Genomic DNA, 25,221 nt, shown 5'->3' with positions numbered 1-25,221 from the left:
CGATGACTGGACCGACGCGACGCAGACTGTTGCGGACGGCTCCGGGCGTCGTACTCGCACCGACGCTCGCGGGCACGCGGCGGGGCGACGGGGCGGGGTCGAGCGTATCGGTGGGAACTGGTGAGCGGGGAGGGCGGGGACGACCACAACCACGACCCCGAGCGCGGGAGCAGGCGCAGGCACAAACGCAGGACGCACTCCGCGTCTCGATCACCGAAACGAACGCGCCGCTGCCCGCCGGCGAGTACCTGCGGGTGACGACCGCGCTCGAAAACACCGGGACGGACGCGATTCGGACCGAGGCCTCGCTGCTCGTCGGCGACGACGAAACGCGCGTCTCGCGCCGCGGGCTGACCATCGAAGCCGGCCGGACCAGAACGATCCGGCAGGGGTTCTACACCTATCCCGTGCCCCGAAACGACGAGTTCGAGATTCAGGTCGCGGCGGGCGGGCAGTCGTCGGCCCGCCGCGTCGGCGTCACCGCCGCCTCGTCGGTGCCAGCCGCGCGGCCGGACAGTGAACTCGCGGTGCAGCCGGGGACGGCGGTGCTGTTCGAGGCCGAAGCCGTCGATCCGGGGTCCGCACAGCGGACCGTCTGGTGGGTCGACGGGGAACGGGTCGGCGGCGGCGTCGGCGGGCCCTGGGTGTCGACCTACTACGCCGAACGCGGGGCGCACTACCGGTGGCACGAGTTCGAATCGAGCGGAACGCACGACGTGACGGCGGCCGTACTGCCGGGCACGGCACCGATCGCGGAGCCGAGTCGGGAGACGTACGCGGCCCGCTGGCGCGTGGAGGTAACCGACGACGGGGCTACGTCGCCGACCGTCGAGGGTGTGCGACCGCGCGAGCAGGTCGTGTCGATCTCTCGGACGACGCCGACCGAGTTCGAACTCGTCGCCACCGATCCGGACGGGAGCCTCGACAGCGTCGTCTGGTGGCTCACCCAGTCCGACGTCATCCTCGACGTGACCGAACTCGAGGGGGCACGCGACACCGCGACGATCTCGCTTTCGTCGGGCTGTCACACCTGCACCGTCCTCCCGTGGGTGATCTGTACCGACGGTACCGTCACCGCACTCGACTCTCGCTGGGAACTCGACGCGCGAAGCGGGGGCAACGACGTCGACGGCAACGGAGACGGCGAAAACGGCGACATTGCCGTCTCGATCCAGGAAACGAACTCGCCGGTCGACGCGGGCGAGTTCCTCGCCGTCACCGCAACCGTCCGGAACGGCGGCTCCGAAACGCGAACGACGACCGTTGAACTCGTCGTCGGCCACGATCCGACGGTCGTCGAGAGTCGGTCGGTAACGCTCTCGGGCGGCGAGCGCCGGCAGTTGCAGCTCGGCTACGAAACCTATCCGACCGCTCGGAACGAGCAGTTCCCCGTCCGCGTCGTCAGCGACGCCGATGCCGTCGAGGCGACGGTTCGCGTGCTCGCCTGAGAGCGCGCGGATGGACCGCCGTACCGAAACCGGACGGACGGGCCCTCGACGACCACCGGACGACGAGTCGAGTAGCGAACCGCTTCCGGCGAGATACACCGCCCCCCGACCCTTTATTCGAGTGCCCCCACGAGTGAGACGCATGCGAATCGCACTCCTCGGCGGAACCGGCGACATCGGCGAAGGTCTCACGCTCCGCTTCGCTCGCGATACGGACCACGAACTCCTCGTCGGCTCCCGCGACCCCGAAAAGGCCCGCGATGCCGTCGACGACTACAAAGCCGAACTCGACTCACACGCCGTCGACGATCCCGACATCAACGGCTTCGGCAACGAGATGGCCGCGGATCGCGCCGACGTTGCCATCCTCAGCGTCCCACCCTACTACGCCGGTGATACCGTCGACGCCATCGACGGCGTCCTCGATGCCGACACCGTCCTCGTCACCCCCGCCGTCGGCATGAAAGGCGACGAAGACGGCATGCACTACCACCCGCCGGGTGCCGGCAGCGTCACTGAACTCGTCGCCCAGCGCGCATCCGACGGGGTCCCCGTCGTCGGCGCGTTCCACAACCTCGCCGCCGGCAAGCTCGCGGATCTCTCCGCGGAATTTGACCTCGATACGCTCCTCGTCGGGGACGACGACAGCGCAAAGGAGACCGTTCGGGCGCTCGCGAACGAGATTGACGGGCTGCGCGCACTCGATGCGGGGCCGCTCGCGAACGCCGCGGAGGTCGAAAGCGTGACGCCGCTGGTCATCAACATCGCGAAACACAACGACGAACTGCACGACGTTGGCGTCAAGTGGGTCTGATACGGTCTCCTGTACCGATTTCCAGCGCACTCGCAGGACGAGTCGCGACTGGGCCGGAATCGACTGACAGCGGTCCGTACGAGACACCCACAGTAGTCCGTGGCGCGTTTCACTCGTGTCGAAGTGGTTGCAGGAAGAAATACGGAGCGCGATAGAGCCGCTGCTACCGGAGCGAAACCGAAGAACTGCAGAAACTGCGCTTACGCGCCCGCAGATTCGAGGGCGTCCTCGAGATCCCCGCGCTGGGTGACACCGACGAAACGCTCGACGATACCGTCGTCGTTCTCGATGATGAGCGTCGGCAGCGATCGTACCTGGTATTCGTTGGCAACGTCTTGCTGTTCGTCTACGTTTACCTTCTCGACATCGAACCGGCCGTCCCAGTCGTCTTCGAGTTCTTCGAGGATGGGGTCCTGTGTCTTGCAGGGACCACACCAGTCCGCGTAGAAGTCCTTGAGCGTGACAGTCATACGGTTCAGCGCTAGTTGCCGCGCGCGGCGCATAAGGGTTTCCCAGTCGTAGTCGCTTGCCGGCTCTCCGTACTGCGGCGGGTGACTTTGCCACCGGGCGGCATTGCTGTCAGGTTGCAGGACAGCGGTGCGCGATGACCGTGCGGCACAGAACGAACCGGTGAACTGACCGTCGGCCGGGCCACTCCGAGAGTCGAAAGGTTTAGTTCCGGGAACCCGTACAGGCGAGTATGGATAAAGGACAGAACACCGGCGGGCTGATGTCCAGTGCCGGACTCGTCCGCTACTTCGACTCCGAGGACTCGAACGCAATTCTCATCGACCCGAAGACGGTTATCGCGACGGGCGTCATGATCGGCGTCCTCATCCAGCTTCTGACGCTCGTCTCGTAAGTCCCGTAAGTCTCGGAAGCGCTGCCGTTTCTCTCGCGACACCCTCGGCCAGCGGCCGAATCGGCGCGTCGCGTCCTTTTTGAGCCCGGTGTTCGTAGGCCCAGCTATGACACTGCGCGCCGGCGTCGTCGCCGTTCAGGGCGACGTTGCAGAACACGCAGCCGCGATCGAACGTGCGGCCGCGGCTCACGACAGAACGATCGATGTCGAGGAGATCCGTACCGCTGGAGCCGTCCCCGACTGCGACGTGCTCGCACTGCCCGGCGGCGAGTCGACGACCATCTCCAGACTGCTCCACGACGAGGGTATCGCCGCCGAAGTCGAAGCTCACGTCGCCGCGGGCAAACCCCTGTTTGCCACCTGCGCCGGACTGATCGTCGCCGCAACCGACGCCGGTGACGACCGCGTCGACGAACTCGGGCTGATCGACGTAACCGTCGAGCGAAACGCCTTCGGCCGCCAGGCGGACAGTTTCGAGGCCCCGCTCGACGTGCAGGGGCTCGCGGACGACGCGCCGTTCCCGGCAGTATTCATCCGTGCACCCGCGATCGACGATGCGAGTTCAGCGGCGGTCGACGTGCTGGCGACGTGGGACGGCCGACCGGTTGCGGTTCGAGACGGGCCGGTCGTGGGCACAGCCTTCCATCCGGAGTTGACGAGGGACAGCCGGATTCACGGCCTGGCGTTCTTCGAGAACGACGACGCCGTTCTCCCGTCCGCAACCGCCGAGTAACGGCGGGAAATCGGCTCGGACGGACCGCGAGGAGTGCAGCGCCGCTGTCGTCTCGCCCGGATACACTGTCGGGCGGCACGCGCGGCGGTCGCCCCGCCGGGTGAGCGGCGGGACGCTGTATGCATTCGCAACCGGACATGTTTTTCCTCCCGGAGACCCAACGAGAGGGATATGCAGGCAGCTATCGACGCAGTCCGTGTCGCTGGGACGCCACAGGGCCCGGTCCCAGTCGTCGTCCTCGATATCGACGGTGAGGACGACGTCGTCCCCATCTTCATCGGATTCACCGAGGCGACCAGTATCGCCCGCGGTCTCGAAGCCGAGGACATCGGCCGACCGCTGACGCACGATCTCTTGCTCGACGTGGTCGAAGAACTCGGGAGTCGGATCGACCGCGTCGTCGTCACCGAAATCGAAGACCGCGACGACGGCCAGGGCGGCACCTATCTCGCGGATCTGTACGTCGAGACGCCGCGAGGCGAAACCGTCATCGACGCCCGGCCGAGCGACTCCCTCGCGCTCGCCGCCCGGACCAACGCCTCGATCGAAGTCAGCGACGCCGTCTTCGAGGACAGCCGTGACGACAGTGAGAAGTTCGACCAACTCGAAGACATCCGCAACGTCTCCGGTGATCTATAAATGGAGGATACACTCGACGAACTGTTCGCCGTCATCGAGGATCGCAAGGAAACCCTACCCGACGACTCCTATACTGCCTCGCTTTTTACCCACGAAAAGGGCGAAAACGCCGTCCTCGAGAAACTCGGCGAAGAAGCGACCGAACTCGTTCTCGCCGCGAAAGACGACCAGGAGGACGAAATCGCCGCCGAAGCCGCCGACATCGTCTACCACCTGCTCGTTCTCCTCTCGATGAAGGACATGTCCCTCGACGAACTGGAAACTGAACTCGAGGCGCGGCGCTAGCGGGAGTCGGTGGTGACTGTGGCACTGTTGCGGAGACGCTTGCAGTCGCCCGTCACACGTTCATGCCATTCGACGATGACGAGTTCAGGTGATGGCACTCGACAAACTCGAGCACGCAGACGAGCAGATGCAGGAGTGTATCGACAACTGTCTCGACGCCGCGCAGGTCTGTGAGTGGTGTGCCGACGCCTGCGCCGACGAGGGCGAGGAGATGGCTCGGTGTATCAGGCTCTGTCGAGACGTCGCCGACATCGCGTCGCTTCACGCCCGCTGGATGGCGCGGAACTCGGGCTACCACGCTGAACTCGGGGAAATCTGCGCTGAACTCTGCGAGGAGTGTGCCGAAGAGTGCGAGCAACACGATAACGAGCACTGCCAGGCGTGTGCAGAAATTCTGCCGAAGTGCGCCGAGAGCTGTCGGGAGATGGCGTCGGCGTAGGCGGGCGATCGGGCGGCTAACTTAGCGGCGACGACCACGAGCGCGCCCGGACGATTGAGATCGGGGATTGAACAGCCCGCCGACCGCGCCGGCGAGCGCGCTCTCGAGCGCCAGGATGAACGAGACGAGCAGCGCGGCGAGGAGAATACCGATGCCGGCGACGCCCGAGAGGAGGCCGCCGATGGGCCCGGCAGCCCATCCCGTCAGGGCGACGAGGAGGGCGAGGAGGACGCCGACGACGATCCCGCCGAACGCACCCGCTAACAGCCCGTGCCAGAACCCGCGTCCGAGGCCGCCGCCCGCGAGATAGCCCGCGACGAAGCCGCCGACCAGCCCCGCAACGAACTGGCCGATGCCGGGGATCGCGAGCCCGACGATGCTGAGGACCGTTGCGACGAGAAAGCCGATAATAACGGCACGCCAGTCTGTCATCGTAGCCGTCCGTTCGCGCCGTGTGCGCATAAGCCCTCGCCGCGTAACGAACGACCTTTTAAGACCGCGCGTCCTACCTGTGAGCATGATTTTCGAAGATCTTCCGACGACGCCCACGTCGGAAGAGTTGATCGACAAGGCGTTTTCGCGGGCAGCACGGGCCGGCAAGGCCAAAGGCGGCCTCGAAGCCCAGCAGTCCATGCTCCAGACCGCGGCGAACATCATCTCCGATAACCTCGAAAACGTCGTCACGGCCTGGCCCGACTTCGAGTACGACGCCCACCCGTTCTACTACGAACTCGCCGACGCCATCGTGGACGTGGACGCGCTCCGCCAGAGTCTCTCGGAAGTGATGTGGGCCAGCCGGAAGGCCCGCGAGATTCACGAGGAGTACCAGCCGCGGCTGCGAAAAACGGACGTCGACACGGCTCGCAAGCACCGCAAACAAGCCTTCGCACGGCTCGCAGACATCGTCGAACAGGTCGACGACCACCTGCTGCGGATCAACGAGGCACGAAACGACCTGCGGGATCTGCCCGAAATCAATCCGGACGAACCGACGATCGTCGTCGCCGGCTATCCCAACGTCGGCAAGTCCTCGTTCGTCAACGACGTCACGAGCGCCCGCGGCGAGACCGCCTCCTACCCGTTCACGACGAAGGGGATCGGCCTCGGCCACTTCGAACGCGACCACATCCGCTACCAGATCGTCGATACGCCGGGCCTGCTCGATCGACCGCCGGCGGAGCGAAACGAGATCGAATCCCAGGCCGTCAGCGCCATCGAACACCTCGCCGACTGCATGCTCGTCATGCTCGATCCGAGCGCCGAATGCGGCTACCCGCTCGACTCGCAACTCGAACTCCGGGATTCGATCGCCGCCCAGTTCGAGACCGTCCCCGTATTGACGATCGCGAACAAGACGGACCGAGCCGACGTCTGGGACGACAGCCGGACCGACGCGATGAACGCGGATTACACGATGAGCGTCGAAACCGGCGAGAACGTCGAGACCGTCCTCGAGGCCGCCGTCGAGGCGGTCGACTACGAACCGACGTTACCGTTCGAAGAGGAGCAATGAACGTCGGCCGCGCCAGCCACTGGAGAGTGTCGGCTACCGCGGGCGGAGCGAACGCCGAGTAACGCGGCCGAGTGTCGAGTACCGAATCGATCGAACCGGGAACACATGAAAGGACCAGGACTGTTCGACATGCTCCAACTCGCGGCCGGGTTCTCGATGGCCGGCCCGATGTTCGTCGTCGGCTTCGAGTTCATCCGTACCGATCGGGTCGTCGTCGGCGGAATCTTTCTCGTTCTCGGGGTGTTGACGCTTTACTTTCCGACGTACGTTATCAACAGAATCGGCGGTCCGCGGGCGTGGATTCGGCGGCGGTTCGAGCGACGGCGCTGGCTCGGTGGCGGCGGTGGTGAGAGCGGCGGTGTCGGCGACGGTGATAGAGACGCTGACAGCACCGGACACGACGGATCGAGTTCGGACAACCGGGCAGGCGGCCACGAGCAAACGACCGAGTCGGGAGAGGGCGGTCGGCTCGAACGGTTGTTCGGTCGGTGAGCGGAGAGGTCCCCGCGACGATCACCGTTCGACCAGCCCGATATAGCGGATTTCGACGCCGACCTGTTCGGAGGTGTGGCGGTTTATCCGCTCGGCCAGCGTGTCGGCGATGCCGGGTTCCGAGTCGCCCGGCGGGCCGCCGATCCGAATGATGACGCGTTCGGGGCCGACGAACGGGTACTCGTCGTCGGCGATGACGTTCACGCCGAGGAGTTGGTACTCCTCGAACGCTGGCTCCTCGAGGACGAGTTCAGCTTCGGTCTGGGCGTTCTCCTCGAACGTGGCCAGCGTGTACGACGAGTAGGTGATCCCGCCGAGGAAGACGGCGAAGACGAGGACGATGACGCCGAGCGCGACGACGCGTTTGCGAACTCGTTGTTCGGTTTCGGTCAGCGAAAACAGGCTTTCGGGGCGATAGCCGACGTACCAGAGCGTCAGGAGGCCGGCGAGGTTCACGGAGAGGACGTTGACGAGGACGAGCGCCGTCGAGCCGATGGCAGCGGACGGTTGGCCCCAGGCGATGGCGACGCCGGCGGCGGCGGCGGGCGGAATGAGCGCGGCCGCGATCATCACGCCGACGAGTGCCACGGAGATGCCGGTAGCGATGCTGACGATGCCGGCGACGCCGGCACCGAGGGCGACCGCGAGAGAGAGGAGATCCGGCGTCAGCCGCTCGGAAATTTCGTCGACGGAGCCGATATCGAGCCCGGGTGGAACGACGTTCGTCGTCCGGACGAGCCAGGCGAAGACGGCCGCGGCGGCGATGGCGAGGACGATACCGACGAGTTGGTAGAGGACGCTCTCGGTGAACAGTTCTTCGTCGTCGATCACGGAGCCGACGCTCGCGCCGAGTGCGGGGCCGATCAACGGTGCGATGACCATGGAGCCGACGACGACGGCGGACGAATCGAGCAGGAGACCGGCGGTCGCGACGATGGCGCTGACGATCGTCATCGTCGCGTAGACGCCGAAGGTCGGGGTCAGCGAGTCGGCTTCCGCCAGGAGTTCCTGTCGGGAGATACGGTCGGATTCGACGTCGCCCTGTTCGTACTCGTCGCGAAGCGCCTCGAACCGGCGCGAGATGACCGTTTCAGCGTCGACGACGACGGTGTAGGCGTCCTCGTCGATGCCGGCCTTCTGGAGGTCGTCGAGAACGGGTTCGACCGCCGGCGTGGGAAGCGGAAAGTAGACGACGGCGGTGTACTCCCGGCCGCTGTTCTCGTCGGTGACGACGTAATCGATCTCCCGTTCGTCGAGCGTCTCGAGGATCGTCTGTCGCTCTCCTGTCGGAACCGTCAACTGGACGAGGCGCACGTGCGATCCTGAGTATGTCTGCAGGCATAACTTCAGGGATCGCGTACACGAACTTCTCGCTCCTGCAGCCGAGTTCAGGTTGCAGGGACCGAGTCAGGACGGTGGATCGACGGGACTGGAACAGCCGAGCCGTCACGGTGCTTATAAAGCCGCGAGCGGTCTACGGGTGGGTATGTTCGATACGCGTCCCGACCGCGAGGCCGAAGTCGCCCTGGTCGGTCGCTCGAACGTGGGCAAGTCGACGCTCATGCGCGAGTTGACCGGTCACAGCTTCGATACCGGCGGTAACCCCGGCGTGACCCGCAGCCCCAACCACTACGACTGGGCCGCGGAAGACTTCGTCATCAGCGATCTTCCCGGCTTCGGCTTCATGAGTGGCGTCGACGAGGAGCACCGCGAGCAGATCAAGACGGACATCGTCCAGTACCTCGAATCGCACGCGGATGACATCCTCGTCGCAATTCTGGTCGTCGACGGCAAGAGCGTCATCGACATCATCGATCGCCACTCCGGCCCCGACGAAATCCCCTACGACGTCGAAATGTTCCACTTCCTGCGCGACCTCGGGATTCCGACCGTCGTCGCCGTCAACAAGATGGACAAAGTCGACGACCGCGACGAGCGACTGGACGAACTCTGCGATCGCCTCGGGCTGTTGCCACCCTGGAAACAGTGGCAAGAGACCATCGCGCCGATTACCGCAAAGAAGGGCCAAATTAGCTCGCTGAACGAGGCCGTCCGCGAGCACTTACACGACCAGAAGCGGGACGACCTGTTCAAGTTTTTCTAACAAACTTTTGCGCTGCGGGTGCGCCAAAAGCGCACCCTCGGCAAAACTTTGATGAAAAGCACTCCTCCCGCCGTTCCGAGCGCACGGCGCTCTCCACAGCAGTCGTCGGCCCGCTCGTTCGCTTCGCTCACTCGCGGTTAAGACGAGTGAACAGCCGCTCTTTCCCCGGATCGGAGGTTTCTCACGCCGTTCGATTCGCGCACTCGTTCGTTCGGCGGACAAGTAACAAGTTCCGTTAGACGACCCGGTTGACAAACGGCTCGTCGTCCGCGAGTCGCTCGACGTTCTCGAAGACGAGTTCAGCGACGTCGCGGAAGTAATCCACCGTGAAGGCTCCGCAGTGGGGCGTGACGATCACCTCGTCCATCCCCCACAGCGGCGAGTTCTCGGGGAGTGGTTCGGTTTCGAAAACGTCGAGCGCCGCGCCGGCGATCGAGTTGGATCCGAGCGCGTCGATCAGCGCGTCCTCGTCGACGACGGGGCCGCGGCCGACGTTGACGAGATACGCGTCCTCGCGCATGGCGTCGAACGCGTCGGCGTCGACCAGGTGGTGGGTGTCGTCGGTCAACGGGAGCGTGACGATGACGAACTCGGCGTCGGCGATGGCGTCGCGGCGGTCCTCGGTCGCGTAAACTTCCTCGAAGCCGGGAACAGGGTCGGCGGACCGTCGAACGCCGGTCACGCGCACGTCGAGCGCGCCGAGGACATCGGCGACGCCGCTGCCGAGCGTGCCGGTGCCGAGGACGCACGCCGTCTTGCCGGAGAGCGTAACCGCCTCGTCCCACTCGGGTTGCTCCCAGCGCCGGTCCTGCTGAGCGGCGACGTAGGCGTGCAGGCGGCGCGCGAACGAGAGAAGATAGCCCGCGACGGTCTCGCCGATGGACCGACCGTGGATGCCGGTGCTGTTGGTGAGGACGACGTCGTTCGCCCTGAACTCGTCGAAGGGAAAGCGGTCGACGCCGGCCTGGATCGAGTGCACCCAGTCGAGGTCGAGGAACGCCTCGCGGTGGTCGAGGGTGACGACGGCGTTACAGTCGGCGATTTGGTCGTCGCCGATGACGTCGACGGTCGCGGAAGTGGGGAGGTCGGCGAGTTCGGTCGCGAGTTCAGCGGGCGGAAAGACGGCGCTGACCGAGGTGTGAACGCCGAGGTGGTCGAGGTCGATGCTGGGGGCGGCGTCGGCGTTCGTGTCGGCGTTCGCGCTCGAGTTCGAGTTCGAGTTCGAGTTCGGGTCCGGGTCCGGGTCCGATTCGCGAGTTGGCATACGCGGTGGTACGAACGAGTCGACGTTCAAGCTTTGCACGGTGCCGGCGCTCTCGACTGGTATTCCGAAAGGCGGCTCGGGAAAAACCCTCGTCACAAGGGGCTCGGTGGGGGTAACACTTCGTCACGGCCGCCGAGAGGCGGTACTCGGCGAATGACTTTCCGTCTGTCGGTCCCGTGTGGCAGTCTCGCCTGCACTCGCTCGAAGGGAGCAGTTGGAACGTTTTCATAACCGCGTTCAATTCGACTCCCCAATCGAGGAAATCGACTGCACTCTGTCAGATCAAACTCTCCTTCCCCGTGATGAGCGGTAGATATAAGTTCCTACCAGTTAACAATTAGAACGGAAGCCGCTAAACGGACGTAAAATGTCCCGGGTCTAGGACACCCGAGACGTGGCTTCCAAGCGGTATGCTTGCAGCCATGTTTGCGTACATTCTCACGGGATATAAACATCCCGCACGATTGACGCGTTGGACCGCACAAAGAGCCGCCGGCGTCCGATTTGCTCCCACCGAGTACAGGATGGTGGACGCGGTATGACCGACGAGTTCACAGCGGACGAGTTCGCGCCGGATCGATCGGGCGACTCGACTGGTTCGAAGGCTGGTCCGAAGACTGAATCGAAGGCTGATTCGAAGGCGAATCCGAAAGCAGACGCGGAGACCGCCGCGAGTGATGACGGTGATACATTCCCGCGCTGTCCGCGCTGTAACACGCCCATCGTCCGGCGGACCATGATCGGGCCGGGCGAAGCCGTCGCCGGTCCCTGTGGCTGTCGCGTCGCTCCCGTTGTCGAGACGAGATCCGAACCCGACTCGAAGTAAGACCGCGAGACGAGTTCATCCAAACTGAACTCGGATCGCGGCGGCCAGCCGAGTTGACGGTGGGACGCGAGACGACCACCACAACCACCATCGCCATCGGAACCACAACACCGCTCCCACCGCCCAACTCGGCCCGTAAACGCGTTCCTCGGAGATCTACTCGTACCCCGAAACGACACGGTGAGCACTCGTCTCCCGAAACTCGGGTGAAGAACTCGTTCGAAGAACCGTCACGAGAGTAACGAGTTCTTATATACCCCAGACGAGAACTAGTGTCCGTTCGATGAATATTTCTCGTCACGGGACAGTTGCTGTCGTCACCGCGCTGCTCGGCGGGGTCAGTTTCGCAACTGCGGCACTGCTGTTTACATCGATACCCGACACTCCGCCCGGCGGCGATGGATTCGCGGCCGGGCTCACCGGCATCTTCGTGATCGTATTCGCGCTCATCGGCGTCCTCACGCTCGGAGAAGCGGGACTGCTGGTCCTCGTCACGTCCCTGTGGAACCCGGCCGAACAGTCGCGACGGCTCCTCACAACGGGGGCCGTCGCCGGAAGTCTGTCCGTCGTCCTGCTCGCCGGTCCGATACTGGTCGGGCGACTATCGGGGATGCTCGTCACCGGCTTCGCGTGGATAACCAGTGTGGGGCTCTTGTTCGTTCAGGTCGGTATCGTCTGCTCCGGACTCGGGATCGTCTTCCGAGTCGTCAACGGACCACGGGCGTAACCCGGTTCGCAGCGAGAGTCAAGGCGGAAGACAACGCACTCTCGAAACTGCGCCGTGACCGTCCACTCCCCTCGCCAGAAGCGTGTTGCGTCAGCGACGCCCCGGTAGTACGTCCCGCTTCGAAGTCCGCAGGTCGCTGCAGTGCACCGTCCGAACGCAGTTCCGAGAGCGGTCAGGACGCGGCAACCACCTCAGCCCGACAGCGACTAACCGTGCTCGCGCCAGTCCGCGAGTTCAGTGAACTCGTCGGCGACCGCCTCGATGTCGCCGGGGTCGAGTACGCCCCGCTCCGTGGCGAACGCGGCGACGAACTCGGCGGGCGTCACGTCGAACGTCGGATTCAGAACGTCGAGGTCGCAGTCGCCGTCGTAGACGGCGTTCCGGGAGCCGGATTCCAGGTTCACGTCTTCGCGAGTCGAGACCTTATCAGCGGCAGCGACGACCGTGACGGGCACGTCCGCCCGAGCGGCGGCGACGGCGAGCGTTCGGGTGCCGGTCTTGTTCACCGCGGCCCCGTCGGGGCGAATCGTGTCGGCACCGACCAGCACCCGATCGACGGGCTCGGTCGCGAGCACGTGGGCGACCGCGGCGTCGGTGTGGACCGCAATCGGACAATCCAGTTCGGCAGCCAGGCGTTCGGCCGCGTCGATCCCCTCCCGCGCGGGCCGGGATTCGGCGACGAACACCCGCGACGGCGACCCGTTCCGCAGCGCATCGAGGACGGTTCCCGACCGCGAGAGGGTCATCACGGTGCCCTCGGTGAACTCGCTCGCGGCCGCCGCGGCCTCCTCGTCGGCGGCCGTCGCGCGGTCGATACCGGCGACGGCGGCGGCGAGGACGGCGGGTGCGCCGGCGACCGCAGCCGCGTCGTCGGTATCGACGGTTCCACTTGCGTCCGCCATCGCTCTGTTGACCCGATTTCGGAGGACGGCCATCGACGGCCGGGCCTTGAGCAGCCGGCCAGCCAGCGCCGCGAGTTCGTCCCACTCGTCTTCAGTGCGGACGGCCCCCGCCTCGTCTCCGTCCGCGGCGTCGCTCTCGTCCCCGCCGTCGTCCCGCTCGGCGACCAGCAACCCCGCCCGATCCCGCAGAACTTCGAGCGCGCGGATCGAAAGGGCCGCAGCGCCGTGCTCGTCGTCCGCCGCGATCGATCGGACCGTCGGGGCCACGCGCTCGTAGGCCGTCCACAGCGCCGGCACCGTCTCACGGTCGTCGGCCGGATCGACGATCGCCGTCGGCGAGAGCCACCTGAACTCGTCGTGTTCCTCGCTCGGGTCGATCTCGCGGTGGTCCACGTCGAAGAGATACGGGTGGACGGTCCACTCGCGGTCGAGATCCGGATCGGTGACCGTCACCGGGCGACCGGTGCGGACGAGTTCACAATCGTCGTCGCCGAGGCCGGTTTCCTCGCGGATTTCGGTGCGAACCTGGCTGTCGGGATCGCCCTCGGCGAAGCCGGAGACGCCGCCCCACTGGCCCGAATAGGTGCCGACGGCGTCGCTGCGACGCAAGCAGAGGATCTCGCCGCGGTTGCGGAGGAAGGCGGTGACGACATCGGCCTGGGTCGGCTCCGTGGCCGGGTCGGTGTCGTCGGTCGCATCCGAAGCGTCGTTCATATCCGATTCCATGGCGGCAACGGGGGAATCGCTTTCGGGATCGGGGTCCGAGCGGGGTGGGAATGCAACCGCTGCGCGGATGACGTGAGCTATACACGTCTCGAGTTCGACGAGTCAGTATGACACAGCGCGTAACGGTATCGCTTGACGAGGAGTCAGCGGCCGCCCTCGAGACGCTGGTGACCGAGACGGGTGCCGGGCAGAGCGAGGTCGTCCGGCGCGCGCTCGCCTTTTACGCGGCGAACTTCGAGGCGGCGAATCAACAGCCCAGCGATAATTTAGAGCAGTACTACCGGATGCTGGCGTCGGGGGAGCACGTGTTGCTCGACGTCGATTTCCTCCATGCCTTTCTCGAGTTCTGTTACGACGGCGGCGACCCGGACCCGGCGTTCGTCGAGGCGGCCGACCGCGTTTCGGAGTACCATGCCCACGAATACGCGGACCGCTTTGAGACGGTCGGCGAGGTTCTCGAATGGCTCTCGTTTTGCGGCTTTCTCGAGGTGCGCCGCGAGGACGCCGATTATCACCTCGTCTTTCCGTCGGAGGCGATCCGCTGGTTCATGACGCGCTTCATCGAGCGCAGCACCGCCGACCTCCCGACCGAGATCGAGATCGAACAGGGCGTCTCGAAGGTGATCATCACCGAGCGCGTCGACTGACCGCCCGGTCTCGGCGAAACTCCGGCGTTCATCTCGCCCTGAAGTCGGGAACGCCGAACGTGAACGGCGAGTATTCGCCTGCCGAGTATAGTAACAACTGAAACGGTTTACACACTGATCGTACGGCTGTCGCACGATCAGGTGTGCACTGACTTTCAGTGGCTACTATAGCTTCGGCCAGAACGGGAGTTCACCGACAAGCTCCGTAGGGGGAGAAGGTGATACGAGTTCATACGAACGCTCATCGGCGACCGAACTCGGGGCGCGCGTATGATCGACTCTTAACAACGTTTTTGACTCGTTCGGAGAGCGATATGTGTGTACAGATACCATGGGCATTCTGGAGCGATTGAAAGCGGTTGGACCGGGCGCACTCGTCGCGGCCGCGTTCGTCGGGCCGGGAACGGTGACGACGGCGAGCGTGATCGGTGCCGAGTACGCGTACGTGCTCGTCTGGACGATCGCGTTTTCGATTCTGGCGACGATGGTCTTACAGGAGATGAGCGCGCGGCTCGGCCTGATCACCGCGGAGGGTCTGGGCGAAGCGTTTCGAAACGAGTTCTCGAATCCGATCGCGAAGGGCGCGACCGTTGCGCTCGTCGTGAGCGCGATCGGGATCGGGACGGCGGCCTTTCAGACCGGCAACATCGTCGGGGGCGCTGCCGGCCTCGCGACGATAACCGGGGTCAGCGAGAGCGTCTGGGGCCCCCTTATCGGGTTCGTGGCCGCCGGCTTGCTGTGGTCGGGAAACTACAAACTGATCGAACGGGTCTTCATCGGCCTCGTGATCGTCATGGGCCTCGCGTTCGTCATTAACGCGATTATCGTCCGCCCCGATATGGGGGCGCTCTCGATCGGACTCGTGCCGACGATTCCCGACGGATCGGCCTACCTGATCGCCGGACTCATCGGGACGACCGTCGTCGGCTACAACCTCTTCTTGCACGCGAGCACCGTCCAGGAGCGCTGGGACGGCGCGGCCGATCTCACCGAGTGCCGGACCGACACGATCCTGATGGTCGCCATCGGCGGGCTCATCACGACGTCGATCGTCGTCACGGCCGCCGCGGTGTTTCCCAGCGGGACCGAGATCGACGACGTCGGGGCGATGGCAACGCAGCTCGAGCCGGTCTTCGGCGGCTACGCGCTGACCTTCTTCGCGATCGGGCTCTTCGCGGCCGGATTCACGAGTTCGATGAGCGCGCCGCTTGCCGGGGCGTACGCGACGGCCGGCGCGCTCGGCTGGGAGCGCGATCTGACGGCGACCCGGTTCCGAGCGGTCTGGATGACGATTCTGGGGACGGGCATCGTCTTCTCGGCGCTGGATTACAACCCGATCACCGTGATCGTCTTCGCGCAGGTCGCCAACGGACTGCTGTTGCCGATCCTCGCCGTCTTCCTCACCTACGCGATGAACAACGAGGGGCTGCTCGGCGAGCACACCAATAGCCGGCTCCAGAACGCACTCGGCGGGTTCGTCACGCTCGTCGTGATCGGGATCGGGCTGCAGACGCTGTACGACGTGCTCTTCGCCTGACTATGCACCCACAGCGACGACACGACCACCACCTGAACTCGTCTCACCACGACGCACGGACACGCAGAACATCCTATTCGACGACATGATCGATTCACATACCTCTGACACGAACACGGACGTATCGATGACACACAGCGACTCGGCGGCTCGGAACGCGGGGACCGACGACGGTACCGACGCCGTTCGAATCGGCGTCGACGTCGGCGGCACCTTCACCGACGTGGCCCTCTCCGTGGACGACAGCCTCGTCACCGCGAAGGTGCCGACGACGGACGAACAACACGTCGGCGTCCTCGAGGGCGTTCGAAAGGCCTGCGCCGAGGCGGGCATCGACCCGGACGACATCGACGAGTTCGGTCACGCGATGACCGTCTCGGTTAACGCCCTCTTGGAGCGCGGGGGCGCGAAGACGGCGCTCGTCACCACGTCGAGATTCCGGGACGTGCTCGAGATCGGCCGGCAGGACCGGCCCGCGCTGTACGACCTCGACGCCGAGAAACCGGCACCGCTCGTTCCGCGCGAGTTGCGCTTCGAGATCGACGAGCGAACGACGGTCGACGGAATCGAACGGGCGGTCGACCCCGATGAGGTGCGCGAACTCGCGGCGACGCTGCGCGACCGGGAGGTCGAATCCGTCGCCGTCTGTCTGTTGCACGCCTACGCCGACCCCGCGAACGAGCGAGTGGTCGCCGAAACCCTGCGAGACGAACTCGACGTGCCGGTCTCGGCCTCCCACGAGGTGCTCGCCGAGTTCCGCGAGTTCGAGCGCACGTCGACCACCGCGGTCGACGCCTACGTCCGGCCGGCGATCGACCGCTACGTCGGGCGGCTCGTCGACGAGGCCGCGGAGGCGGGGATTCCGGCCCCGCGGATCATGCAGGCCAACGGCGGCATCGCGGACCCCGAGACCGTCCGCGAACACGCCGTCACGACGGCGCTCTCCGGACCCGCCGCGGGCGTCGTGGGTGCTGCGGCGACGGTCGGTGACGGAGAGGCCGACGCTACGAGCGCGGACGCCGACGAACCCGGCGGCGGCACGATCGAGGGACTCGTCACATTCGACATGGGCGGCACCTCGAGCGACGTGAGCCTCGTCCGCGACGGCCGAGCGGAGCGGACGACCGACGCCGAGATCGACGGCCTCCCGATCCGAACGCCGATGGTCGACGTGAACACCGTCGGTGCCGGCGGCGGCTCGATCGCGTGGGTCGACGGCGGCGGGGCGCTTCGAGTCGGCCCCCAATCCGCGGGCGCACAGCCCGGCCCCGCCTGCTACGGCCGCGGTGGGACGCGGCCGACCGTCACCGACGCCAACGTCGTCCTCGGCTACATCGGCCCCGACACCGCCCTGGGCGGCGAGCTCACGCTCGACGTGGACGCGGCCCGCGACGCCCTCGCGCAACTGGCCGACGAAGCCGGACTGCCCGACGCGCTCGCGGCCGCCCGCGGCGTCTACCGCGTGGCCAACGCGACGATGACCCGAACGATCCGCAGCGTCACCGTCGAACGCGGCCACGACCCGCGCGAGTTCGCGCTCGTCGCCTTCGGCGGCGCGGGACCGCTGCACGCCGTCGCGCTCGCCGACTCGCTCGACGTCGACCGCGTCGTCATCCCGCGACCGGGCGGGGTCCTCTCGGCGTTCGGCCTCCTCGCCGCCGACGAGAGCTACGACGCCGTCCGCACCGTCGGCGTCGACCTCGAGACGGCCGATCCGGAGGCGACCGAAGCCGTTTCCGACGAACTCGTCGCGGACGTGCTCGCGGAGACGTCGGACCCCGATTCGGCGCGCGTCGAGCGCGCGGCGGACTGTCGGTACGCCGGCCAGAGCTTCGAACTCTCCGTTCCCATGGCGGACGGATTCGACGCAGCGGCGATCGCAGAGCGGTTCCACGAGGCCCACGAGCGCGCCTACGGCTACGAGTTGGACGAACGGATCGAGGTCGTCAACCTCCGCGCGACGGCGACCGTCCCCGGAGCCGATCCGACCGTCCGCCACGCGGGGAACGGCGACGCCCGCGTCGGCACGCGGATGGCCCACTTCCCCGGCTTCGATCTCGAAACGGAATCGGAATCGAAATCGGAACCCGAGCCCCGGGAGGCGACCGTCTACGACCGCGACCGCCTTGCACCGAACGCGACGGTCGCCGGCCCGGCGATTCTCGAACAGGACGAAAGCACCGCCGTCGTCCCGCCGGGGTGGACGGGACGCTGTCTGGCGGACGGAACGCTCGTCGTGACCCGCACGGAGGTGACCGAAGAATGACGACCGACGACACTGAACTCGACAACACCGAGAGTGACAACGCCGAAACCGACGGCACCGACCGACCGAACGCCATAACCCCTGAACCCGGCAGCGATATCGACCCGGTGACGCTCGAAGTGCTTCGCAACCAACTCGAGAGCATCGCCGAGGAGATGGGCCAGACCCTGATCCGCGGCGCGTACTCGCCGAACATCAAGGAGCGCCGGGACTGCTCGACGGCCCTGTTCGACGCCGACGGGCGGATGATCGCCCAGGCCGAACACATCCCGGTCCACCTCGGCGCGATGCCCGCCGCCGTCGACGCCGTCCTCGAGTTCGATCCGCGACCCGGCGACGTGTTCGTGCTCAACGACCCCTTCCGGGGCGGGACGCACCTGCCGGACGTGACGATGGTCTCGCCCCTCGCCGCGGACGGCGACATCGTCGGCTACGCCGTCTCCCGCGCCCACCACGCCGACGTGGGTGGCATGACGCCCGGAAGCATGCCCGCCGGCGCGGAGGAGATCTACCAGGAAGGGCTGCGACTCCCGCCGACGCGACTCGTCGAGGCCGGCGAGGTGCGCGAGGACATCCGGTCGCTCATCCTCGCGAACGTCCGCAACCCCCGCGAGCGACGCGCCGACCTGCGCGCCCAACTCGCCGCGAACGAGCGCGCCCAAGAGCGACTCGCCGCACTGCTCGACCGGCACGGCCGCGACACCGCTCTGGCGGGATTCGAGGCCGTCATCGACTACTCGCGCGAGCGCATCGAAGGCGAACTCGAAACCCTTCCCGACGGGACCTACGAGGCGACCGACGTGCTCGAGGGCGACGGGGTGATCGACGACGACATCGAACTCGCGGTGACGGTGACGGTCGATGGCGCGACGATCGACGTCGACTTCGACGGAACCGACGACCAGCTCGCGGGGAATCTCAACGCGCCGCTCGCGGTCGCGAAGAGCGCGGTGTACTTCGTCGTCCGGTGTCTCACCGATCCCGAGATCCCGCCGAACCACGGCTGTTACGAGCCGGTGAGCGTCCGCGCTCCCGAAGGGACGCTCCTGAATCCGGAGCCCCCCGCGGCGGTCGTCGGGGGAAACGTCGAGACCAGCCAGCGGGTGACGGACGTGGTCTTTACCGCGCTCGCGAGCGCCGCGCCGGACCGCGTCCCCGCACAGGGCCAGGGCACGATGAACAACCTGACCATCGGCGCGCGGGACGGCTCGTTCGCCTACTACGAAACCATCGCCGGCGGCTTCGGGGCGCGCGCCGATCGCGACGGCATGGACGGCGTCCAGGTCGGCATGACGAACACGCTCAACACGCCCGTCGAATCGATCGAAACGGAGTACCCGCTCCGCGTCGACCGCTACGGGCTGCGCGAAGACAGCGGCGGCCGCGGCGAGTTCCGCGGCGGTTGTGGACTCGAGCGCACCGTCACCGTCGAGCGAGACGCGACGGTATCGCTTTTGACCGAGCGCCGACGCCACGCGCCCGCCGGCGTCGCGGGCGGCGAGAGCGGCGCGACGGGCGAAAACCTGATCGACGGCGAGGCGGTGCCCGCAAAGACGACGGTCGATGTCGAGGCGGGAACGACCGTCACCGTCCGGACGCCGGGCGGCGGCGGCCACGGCGAGCCGGCAGCGCGAAACACCACGGCGCTCGAAGCTGAAAGCGACGCGAACTCGCGAGGTGACGATGCCGACCAATGAAGCTGACGCCGGCGGGAACCAACGCGGTCGAATCGGCCTGATCGTCCCCTCGTCGAACACGACGGCCGAACCGGAGTTCCGCGCGGCGCTTCCGGCCTCCGTGAGCGTCCACGGTGCGCGGATGTCCCTCGAGTCGGTGACCGTCGACGAACTCGACGCGATGAGCGACGACGCGACCCGCGCGGCCGAACTGCTCGGTCACGCCGCCGTCGACGCGATCGCCTACGCCTGCACGACCGGCAGCCTGTTGCACGGGCCCGGTTTCGACGCCGAACTCGAGGCGACCATCCGGGAGGCGGCGGGCGTTCCGGCCGTCGCGACGGCACGATCCGTCGTCCGCGCGCTCGAGTTCATCGACGCGACGCGAATCGCCGTCGTCACGCCGTACACTGCCGACCTGGACGAGAAAGAACGGGAGTTTCTCGAGCAGCGCGGCTTCGATGTCGCGACGATCGACGGGCGCGGCCTCGAGCGAAACACGGCCATCGGCGCACTGGACGAGACCGAGGCGTTTCAACAGGTGGTCGACCACGTCGGGCAGTGCGATTCGAGCGGCCTCGATGCGATCTTCGTCTCGTGTACCAACTACCGTTCGCTCGCCGCCGTCGACGATCTCGAGTCGGAACTCGGGGTCCCGGTCGTCACGAGCAACGGAGCGACGCTCTGGGATCTCGCGCGGGTTGCTGATTTCGAGAGCGAGAGCGAGAGCGAACGCGAAAACGAAAACGAGAACGAGCGCGCGAGTACGAGCGCGAGCGAGGCTGAAACCGGGAGCGAGAACCGACTCACGATCGACGGGCCGGGAGCGCTCTTCGAACGCGAGCGATAAGCGACGAGCGGGTGACGCGCTGCCGGCCGCTGGTTCGATTCTCCGGTGACGGTGCGTTTTTGGCGGTACTCGCCCACCCACCGGTATGGAACTCACACCAGTGGCGGACCTGCCCGAGATCCGCCCCGGCGACGACATCGCCGACCTCGTCGCGGATCGGGCGGGGGACACCCTCGCCGAGGGCGACGTGCTCACCGTCGCCAGCACCATCGTCTCCAAGGCCGAGGGACGAACGGCCGACCTCGACGACTACCCGGTCAGCGGCCGCGCGAATGAACTCGCCGAGCGCATCGGCGATCTCACCGGCGAGGAGAAAGACCCCCGATTCGCACAGGCCGTTCTCGAGGAGAGCACGGAACTGCTGATCGACGCCCCCTTCCTGCTCACCGAAACGCGGTTCGGCCACATCTGCGTGAACGCGGGCATCGACCGCTCGAACGTGCCCGGTCACGACCTGTTGCTCCTGCCGGAGCGGCCGAGCGAAAGCGCGGCACGAATCCGAGACGGACTCGAAGAGCGCGGCTACGAGGACGTTGCCGTGATCGTCACCGACACCTGCGGCCGCCCCTTCCGCCACGGCCAGCGCGGCGTCGCCATCGGCTGGGACGGCCTCCCCGCCAGCCGCGACTGGCGCGGCGAACGCGACCGCGACGGCCGCGAACTCGGCGTCACCGTCCAGTCCGTCGTCGACGAACTCGCCGCCGCCGCGAACCTCGTCACCGGCGAAGGGGCCGGCGGCACCCCCGCCGTCGTCGTCAGCGACTGGGCCTTCGGCGACCTCGACGGCAGCGACGAACTCTTCCGCTCGGTCGAAGACGACCTCATCAGACAAGCGCTTCGCGGGTGGGAGTGGAGGGCCGACGAATGAGCACGAACGCCGATACCGAGCCGACCGTCGGCATCGAACTCACGCCCGAACACCCCATCGAGCGCATCGCCGAACTCGCGGCCCTCGCAGAGGACGAGGGATTCGACATCGCGTTCGCGAGCAGCCACTACTTCAACCGCGACCCGTTCGTGGCGCTCTCGCGCATGGCCGACGCCACGGACAGCATTCGACTCGGCCCGGGCGTCGTCAATCCCTACGAGACCCACCCGGTCAAACTCGCCGCCCAAACGGCGACGATCGACGAGTTCAGCGACGGCCGTGCCGTCTTCGGGATCGGTGCGGGTGACCGGTCGTCGCTCGCGAACCTCGGCATCGAACACGAGCGGCCGCTTCGGCGCGTCCTCGAAACGTTCGATGTCGCGCGCGATCTCTGGGCGGGCGAGACCGTCAGCCACGACGGGACGTTCGCGGCCAGCGACGCGTCGCTCAATCTCGAGCCGCCGTCGGGTCGGATTCCCGTCTACGTCGGCGCGCAGGGGCCGCACATGCTCCGGATGAGCGCCAAGCACGCCGACGGCGTGCTGGTCAACGCCGCCCATCCGCGCGATCTCGAGTGGGCGGCCGGCCAACTCGAGCACGGACTGGACGAGCGGCCCGCCGACCGCGGCGCGTTCGAGGCGCTCGCGTTCGCGAGCGTGAGCGTCGCGGCGGACGAAGCGGCGGCGCGGGAGGCCGCACGTCCCCCGGTCGCCTTCATCGTCGGCGGGGCGGCCGACCCGGTGCTCGACCGACACGACATCGACCGCGAGGCCGCGAGTTCGGTCGGCGACGCGCTCTCGAAGGGGGATCTCACCGACGCGTTCGACCGCGTCACGCCGGCGATGATCGACGCGTTCTGCGTCGCCGGGACGACGGCGCAGGTCGCGGATCGGTTCGACGCGATGCTCGACCACGTCGACGGGATCGTCGTCGGCTCGCCGCTCGGTCCTGAACTCGATGATGCGATCGAGCGCGCGAGCGAAGCGATTGCGCGCGTCCGTGGCTCTCGTGGCTCTCGTCAGTAAACGCACTCGCGTTGCGAAGAGAAACGAAGAAGACGAACTCAGTTACCGGTTACGAGACTGCCGAGCGCACCGAGGGTCAAGACGCCGAAGACGCCGAGCGAGAAGACGATGAGGAGCGTTCCGACGAGGATGAGCAGCGGTGCGGCTCCCTCGCCCGTCGCGACGTTACTGAAGTATTCGTTCATCTCAATCACGTTGTCAACGATGACGTTCAGCACTACGGCGGTTTCCATGTGTGGGGATTGTCACCGGTGGTACTTGGCCGTGCCGGTCCCGCTCCGAGACCGTTCCGAGCGATCGGCAGGGGCGTTGTACGTGCCGCGATGCGAGTGTGCCCGACCCCGCTCAAAAGCCGATGATCACGAAGACGATGAAGTAGGCGACGATCCCGAAGACGGCGATCCCGCCCATCCAGACTGCGACGATGATCGCCGCCTGGCGGCCCGTTATCTCATCGCCTTCCAGAGCGGCACCGAGTGCAGCGAGTGACTCGCGGAGATCCATTGGTTGGATTTCCACCAAATAGGTGAAAAAACTTTCTCCAATGACGAGCTACTAATAACCGCCATCCGCAGTAAAACGGCTCGTTGTAGAGAGCGATCCGGACGACGACTTCGAACGCGTCGGGGAAAACCACCGGTAGCTAACCGATTGCCGATCGCAGTCCCAGCTATGACGGACGACAAGACCCTTTCAGACTATCAGGCGGCAGAGACCGAGGAACGCACAGACGAATCGTCCGAACGCGAACCCGCCCCGTCGGAAACGGCGACAGAGACGGAGACGGAGACAGAGACGGAGACCGACTCCACAGCCAACTCGAATACCGATCCGGGCTCGGCCTCGAGTTCAGGTTCGGAGACACTGAACTCGTCGCTAGCGACGTACGCGTGGAGTCCGCCCGCGGATGCGGCGGTGTGCAGCGAGTGCGGCGAAGCGAGCACCCGCCGCTGGCGCGACGACGGGACGTTCGTCTGCCCCGCGTGCAAAACCTGGTAAGTGCCGACTGACTGCGGGTAACGGACCGTTTTCGGACGAATTCGGTGGCAATCTCCCGAACATTTATATCTCCGTCGTGAGTTTGTTGAACTGCAATGGCGAAAGGTACGGTTGCATTCTTCAACGACACCGGCGGTTACGGATTCATCGAGACCGAGGACGCGGACGAGGACGTGTTCTTCCACATGGAGGACGTTGGCGGTCCTGATCTGGAAGAGGGTCAGGAACTCGAGTTCGAAATCGAGGAGGCTGAGAAGGGCCCGCGCGCGACGAGCGTCGAGCGCCTCTAGATCGGCGATCCGAAGGCAGTATCGTTCTCCGACCGTTCGTTTTTGAGTGACAACGCGATGAACAGCGGTGCGTCTGCTTACTGCTTCGGTGGTAAATGCGCCCGGTGAGACCACCCGTAAGGTGAAACACTCACTTGTCTCGACACAAAGCATATAGTTCCGACACGCGGAGGTCGCACAAGCACGATGAGTCTGCAGGTGCCGCGCGTCCGAATCTCCTCGCGAGTTCGCCCTCACCTCGACCGATGACTGACGCTGACCCGACATCCGAGACGGTGCTCGAGACGCCTCCGGCCGACGAGACGGCCGTTGAGCCACTGGCGCTCTCGACCGTGGAAACGATCGGAACCGACATCGCGGAGAACGTTTCGCGCGTCATCGTCGGTCACGAGGACGTGATCGATCACGTCATTACGGCCTTGCTCGGCCGCGGACACGTCCTGCTCGATGACGTTCCTGGGGTCGGCAAGACGATGCTCGCCCGATCGATTGCGACCTCGGTGGACTGCACCTTCAGACGAGTTCAGTTTACGCCCGATCTTCTTCCGACGGACGTGACCGGCGTGAACGTCTTCAACCAACAGACCCGCGAGTTCGAGTTCCAGCCCGGCCCCATCTTCGGCAATATCGTCCTCGGCGACGAGATCAACCGCGCGCCGCCGAAAACCCAGTCGGCGCTGCTCGAGGCGATGGAAGAAGAACAGGTCACCGCCGACGGCGAGACGCGCGGGCTTCCCTCGCCGTTTACCGTCATCGCGACGCAGAACGCAATCGAGCCGAACCGGACCTACGACCTGCCCTTCGCCGAACTCGACCGATTCATGAAGAAACTCCACCTCGGCTATCCGAGTCCCGAGGACGAATCCGAACTGTTGGGTCGAACCGTCGGGACGCATCCGATCGACGAACTCGAGTCCGTCACCGACCGGGAAACGCTCGTTCGGGCGCGGGAAGCGGTCTCGCAGGTGCAGGTTGCGGAACCGATTAGGAAGTACGTAACGCGGCTCGTCGGCTATACGCGCGAGAACGCACACGTCGGCGTCAGTCCGCGAGGAGCGATTTCGCTCCTCCGGGCATCGCAGGCGCGGGCGGTCGTCGACGGCCGCGAGTTCGTCACGCCCGACGACGTACAGGTGGAGGCACCCGTCGTATTGAGTCATCGCGTAAAGACGAACGACCGCGCCCGCGACGGCGGTGATATCGTCGCGGACGCGCTCGAGCGGGTCCCGGTTGAGGACCGAGACGGATGACGCGGGAGAGACGGGTGACACGGCCGCGAGCGAAGCGAG

At 66.1% G+C, this 25,221-nt stretch carries 29 protein-coding genes; 22 read left to right on the top strand and 7 right to left on the bottom strand.

The window, feature by feature from the left end:
- Positions 1-2 precede the first annotated feature (2 nt).
- Positions 3-1,448, top strand: a complete 1,446-nt coding sequence (locus C480_RS00260; RefSeq protein WP_006663622.1) for a hypothetical protein — start codon at positions 3-5, stop codon at positions 1,446-1,448.
- 142 nt (positions 1,449-1,590) lie between these two features.
- Complete coding sequence (gene npdG / locus C480_RS00255) at positions 1,591-2,262, top strand: NADPH-dependent F420 reductase (protein WP_006663621.1); 672 nt, start codon at positions 1,591-1,593, stop codon at positions 2,260-2,262.
- 200 nt (positions 2,263-2,462) lie between these two features.
- Here npdG and C480_RS00250 read toward each other — a convergent pair whose 3' ends face one another.
- The gene (locus C480_RS00250; protein WP_006107605.1) at positions 2,463-2,732 is read right to left on the bottom strand and encodes a thioredoxin family protein; all 270 of its coding nucleotides are present in this window, start codon (positions 2,730-2,732) and stop codon (positions 2,463-2,465) included.
- A gap of 230 nt (positions 2,733-2,962) precedes the next feature.
- Between C480_RS00250 and C480_RS00245 the strand changes: the two genes are divergently transcribed.
- From C480_RS00245 to C480_RS00225, 5 genes are all read left to right on the top strand, one after another.
- A complete protein-coding gene (locus C480_RS00245) occupies positions 2,963-3,124 on the top strand; it encodes a preprotein translocase subunit Sec61beta (RefSeq protein ID WP_006107604.1) in 162 nt (53 codons plus the stop codon).
- Positions 3,125-3,230: 106 nt separating this feature from the next.
- On the top strand, positions 3,231-3,857 hold the full coding sequence (pdxT, locus tag C480_RS00240) for a pyridoxal 5'-phosphate synthase glutaminase subunit PdxT (RefSeq protein ID WP_006663620.1): 627 nt from the start codon (positions 3,231-3,233) through the stop codon (positions 3,855-3,857).
- Positions 3,858-4,028: 171 nt separating this feature from the next.
- On the top strand, positions 4,029-4,496 hold the full coding sequence (locus tag C480_RS00235) for a bifunctional nuclease family protein (RefSeq protein WP_006663619.1): 468 nt from the start codon (positions 4,029-4,031) through the stop codon (positions 4,494-4,496).
- Positions 4,497-4,781, top strand: a complete 285-nt coding sequence (hisE, locus tag C480_RS00230) for a phosphoribosyl-ATP diphosphatase (protein ID WP_006107601.1) — start codon at positions 4,497-4,499, stop codon at positions 4,779-4,781.
- A gap of 91 nt (positions 4,782-4,872) precedes the next feature.
- The gene (locus C480_RS00225) at positions 4,873-5,220 is read left to right on the top strand and encodes a four-helix bundle copper-binding protein (protein ID WP_006663618.1); all 348 of its coding nucleotides are present in this window, start codon (positions 4,873-4,875) and stop codon (positions 5,218-5,220) included.
- A gap of 21 nt (positions 5,221-5,241) precedes the next feature.
- On the opposite strand, the gene C480_RS00220 is transcribed toward C480_RS00225, so the two are convergent.
- Positions 5,242-5,652 carry a DUF5518 domain-containing protein gene (locus C480_RS00220; RefSeq protein ID WP_049902969.1) on the bottom strand — a complete coding sequence of 137 codons (411 nt, stop codon included), beginning with the start codon at positions 5,650-5,652 and terminating at the stop codon, positions 5,242-5,244.
- An 85-nt stretch (positions 5,653-5,737) separates the two neighbouring features.
- Here C480_RS00220 and C480_RS00215 point away from each other — a divergent pair, with 85 nt between their 5' ends.
- Positions 5,738-6,733, top strand: coding sequence for an NOG1 family protein (locus C480_RS00215; RefSeq protein WP_006663616.1), 996 nt, complete (start codon positions 5,738-5,740; stop codon positions 6,731-6,733).
- Between the two features lie 105 nt (positions 6,734-6,838).
- Entirely contained in the window at positions 6,839-7,225 is a 387-nt protein-coding gene (locus C480_RS00210) for a hypothetical protein (RefSeq protein ID WP_006663615.1), read from the top strand.
- A gap of 21 nt (positions 7,226-7,246) precedes the next feature.
- Here C480_RS00210 and C480_RS00205 read toward each other — a convergent pair whose 3' ends face one another.
- Entirely contained in the window at positions 7,247-8,539 is a 1,293-nt protein-coding gene (locus C480_RS00205) for a TIGR00341 family protein (protein ID WP_006663614.1), read from the bottom strand.
- 172 nt (positions 8,540-8,711) lie between these two features.
- Between C480_RS00205 and engB the strand changes: the two genes are divergently transcribed.
- Entirely contained in the window at positions 8,712-9,329 is a 618-nt protein-coding gene (gene engB / locus C480_RS00200; RefSeq protein WP_006663613.1) for a GTP-binding protein EngB, read from the top strand.
- A gap of 235 nt (positions 9,330-9,564) precedes the next feature.
- On the opposite strand, the gene ddh is transcribed toward engB, so the two are convergent.
- The gene (gene ddh / locus C480_RS00195; RefSeq protein WP_006663612.1) at positions 9,565-10,593 is read right to left on the bottom strand and encodes a D-2-hydroxyacid dehydrogenase; all 1,029 of its coding nucleotides are present in this window, start codon (positions 10,591-10,593) and stop codon (positions 9,565-9,567) included.
- 538 nt (positions 10,594-11,131) lie between these two features.
- On the opposite strand from ddh, the gene C480_RS00190 reads away from it, so the two are divergent.
- Together C480_RS00190 and C480_RS00185 are read left to right on the top strand one after the other, a co-directional pair.
- Positions 11,132-11,419 (top strand): hypothetical protein, encoded by a 288-nt coding sequence (locus tag C480_RS00190; RefSeq protein ID WP_006663611.1) that lies wholly within the window; start codon positions 11,132-11,134, stop codon positions 11,417-11,419.
- Between the two features lie 283 nt (positions 11,420-11,702).
- Complete coding sequence (locus C480_RS00185; RefSeq protein ID WP_006663610.1) at positions 11,703-12,146, top strand: hypothetical protein; 444 nt, start codon at positions 11,703-11,705, stop codon at positions 12,144-12,146.
- A 206-nt stretch (positions 12,147-12,352) separates the two neighbouring features.
- Here C480_RS00185 and C480_RS00180 read toward each other — a convergent pair whose 3' ends face one another.
- Positions 12,353-13,774 (bottom strand): NUDIX domain-containing protein, encoded by a 1,422-nt coding sequence (locus C480_RS00180; protein WP_006663609.1) that lies wholly within the window; start codon positions 13,772-13,774, stop codon positions 12,353-12,355.
- Positions 13,775-13,881: 107 nt separating this feature from the next.
- Between C480_RS00180 and C480_RS00175 the strand changes: the two genes are divergently transcribed.
- The 7 genes from C480_RS00175 (at position 13,882) to C480_RS00145 (ending at position 22,643) form a co-directional block, all read left to right on the top strand.
- Positions 13,882-14,421 carry a ribbon-helix-helix protein, CopG family gene (locus tag C480_RS00175; protein ID WP_006663608.1) on the top strand — a complete coding sequence of 180 codons (540 nt, stop codon included), beginning with the start codon at positions 13,882-13,884 and terminating at the stop codon, positions 14,419-14,421.
- Between the two features lie 331 nt (positions 14,422-14,752).
- Positions 14,753-15,958, top strand: coding sequence for an Nramp family divalent metal transporter (locus C480_RS00170; protein WP_006663607.1), 1,206 nt, complete (start codon positions 14,753-14,755; stop codon positions 15,956-15,958).
- Positions 15,959-16,085: 127 nt separating this feature from the next.
- Entirely contained in the window at positions 16,086-18,224 is a 2,139-nt protein-coding gene (locus tag C480_RS00165) for a hydantoinase/oxoprolinase family protein (protein ID WP_394296347.1), read from the top strand.
- Complete coding sequence (locus tag C480_RS00160) at positions 18,221-19,921, top strand: hydantoinase B/oxoprolinase family protein (protein WP_006663605.1); 1,701 nt, start codon at positions 18,221-18,223, stop codon at positions 19,919-19,921. Before C480_RS00165 ends, C480_RS00160 begins: the two co-directional genes overlap by 4 nt.
- A complete protein-coding gene (locus tag C480_RS00155) occupies positions 19,908-20,750 on the top strand; it encodes a maleate cis-trans isomerase family protein (protein WP_006663604.1) in 843 nt (280 codons plus the stop codon). The genes C480_RS00160 and C480_RS00155 overlap by 14 nt, the downstream gene beginning before the upstream one ends.
- Before the next feature lie 85 nt (positions 20,751-20,835).
- The gene (locus C480_RS00150; RefSeq protein WP_006663603.1) at positions 20,836-21,618 is read left to right on the top strand and encodes a coenzyme F420-0:L-glutamate ligase; all 783 of its coding nucleotides are present in this window, start codon (positions 20,836-20,838) and stop codon (positions 21,616-21,618) included.
- On the top strand, positions 21,615-22,643 hold the full coding sequence (locus tag C480_RS00145) for a 5,10-methylenetetrahydromethanopterin reductase (RefSeq protein WP_006663602.1): 1,029 nt from the start codon (positions 21,615-21,617) through the stop codon (positions 22,641-22,643). The genes C480_RS00150 and C480_RS00145 overlap by 4 nt, the downstream gene beginning before the upstream one ends.
- A 38-nt stretch (positions 22,644-22,681) precedes the next feature.
- Here C480_RS00145 and C480_RS00140 read toward each other — a convergent pair whose 3' ends face one another.
- On the bottom strand, positions 22,682-22,876 hold the full coding sequence (locus C480_RS00140; RefSeq protein WP_006663601.1) for a hypothetical protein: 195 nt from the start codon (positions 22,874-22,876) through the stop codon (positions 22,682-22,684).
- Positions 22,877-22,988: 112 nt separating this feature from the next.
- Positions 22,989-23,147: a hypothetical protein gene (locus C480_RS23680; RefSeq protein ID WP_162832062.1), complete on the bottom strand. Its 159-nt coding sequence runs from the start codon at positions 23,145-23,147 to the stop codon at positions 22,989-22,991.
- Positions 23,148-23,315: 168 nt separating this feature from the next.
- Between C480_RS23680 and C480_RS00135 the strand changes: the two genes are divergently transcribed.
- The 3 genes from C480_RS00135 (at position 23,316) to C480_RS00125 (ending at position 25,182) form a co-directional block, all read left to right on the top strand.
- Entirely contained in the window at positions 23,316-23,642 is a 327-nt protein-coding gene (locus tag C480_RS00135; protein WP_006663600.1) for a DUF7573 domain-containing protein, read from the top strand.
- 95 nt (positions 23,643-23,737) lie between these two features.
- Positions 23,738-23,932, top strand: coding sequence for a cold-shock protein (locus C480_RS00130; protein ID WP_006107579.1), 195 nt, complete (start codon positions 23,738-23,740; stop codon positions 23,930-23,932).
- A 245-nt stretch (positions 23,933-24,177) separates the two neighbouring features.
- Positions 24,178-25,182 carry an AAA family ATPase gene (locus C480_RS00125; protein WP_006663599.1) on the top strand — a complete coding sequence of 335 codons (1,005 nt, stop codon included), beginning with the start codon at positions 24,178-24,180 and terminating at the stop codon, positions 25,180-25,182.
- Positions 25,183-25,221 lie beyond the last annotated feature (39 nt).

The organism is Natrialba aegyptia DSM 13077 (genome assembly GCF_000337535.1).
Taxonomy (GTDB): Archaea; Halobacteriota; Halobacteria; order Halobacteriales; family Natrialbaceae; genus Natrialba; species Natrialba aegyptia.
Note: the sequence above shows the minus strand (reverse complement) of the source record. Positions and strands in the feature narration are given on the sequence as shown.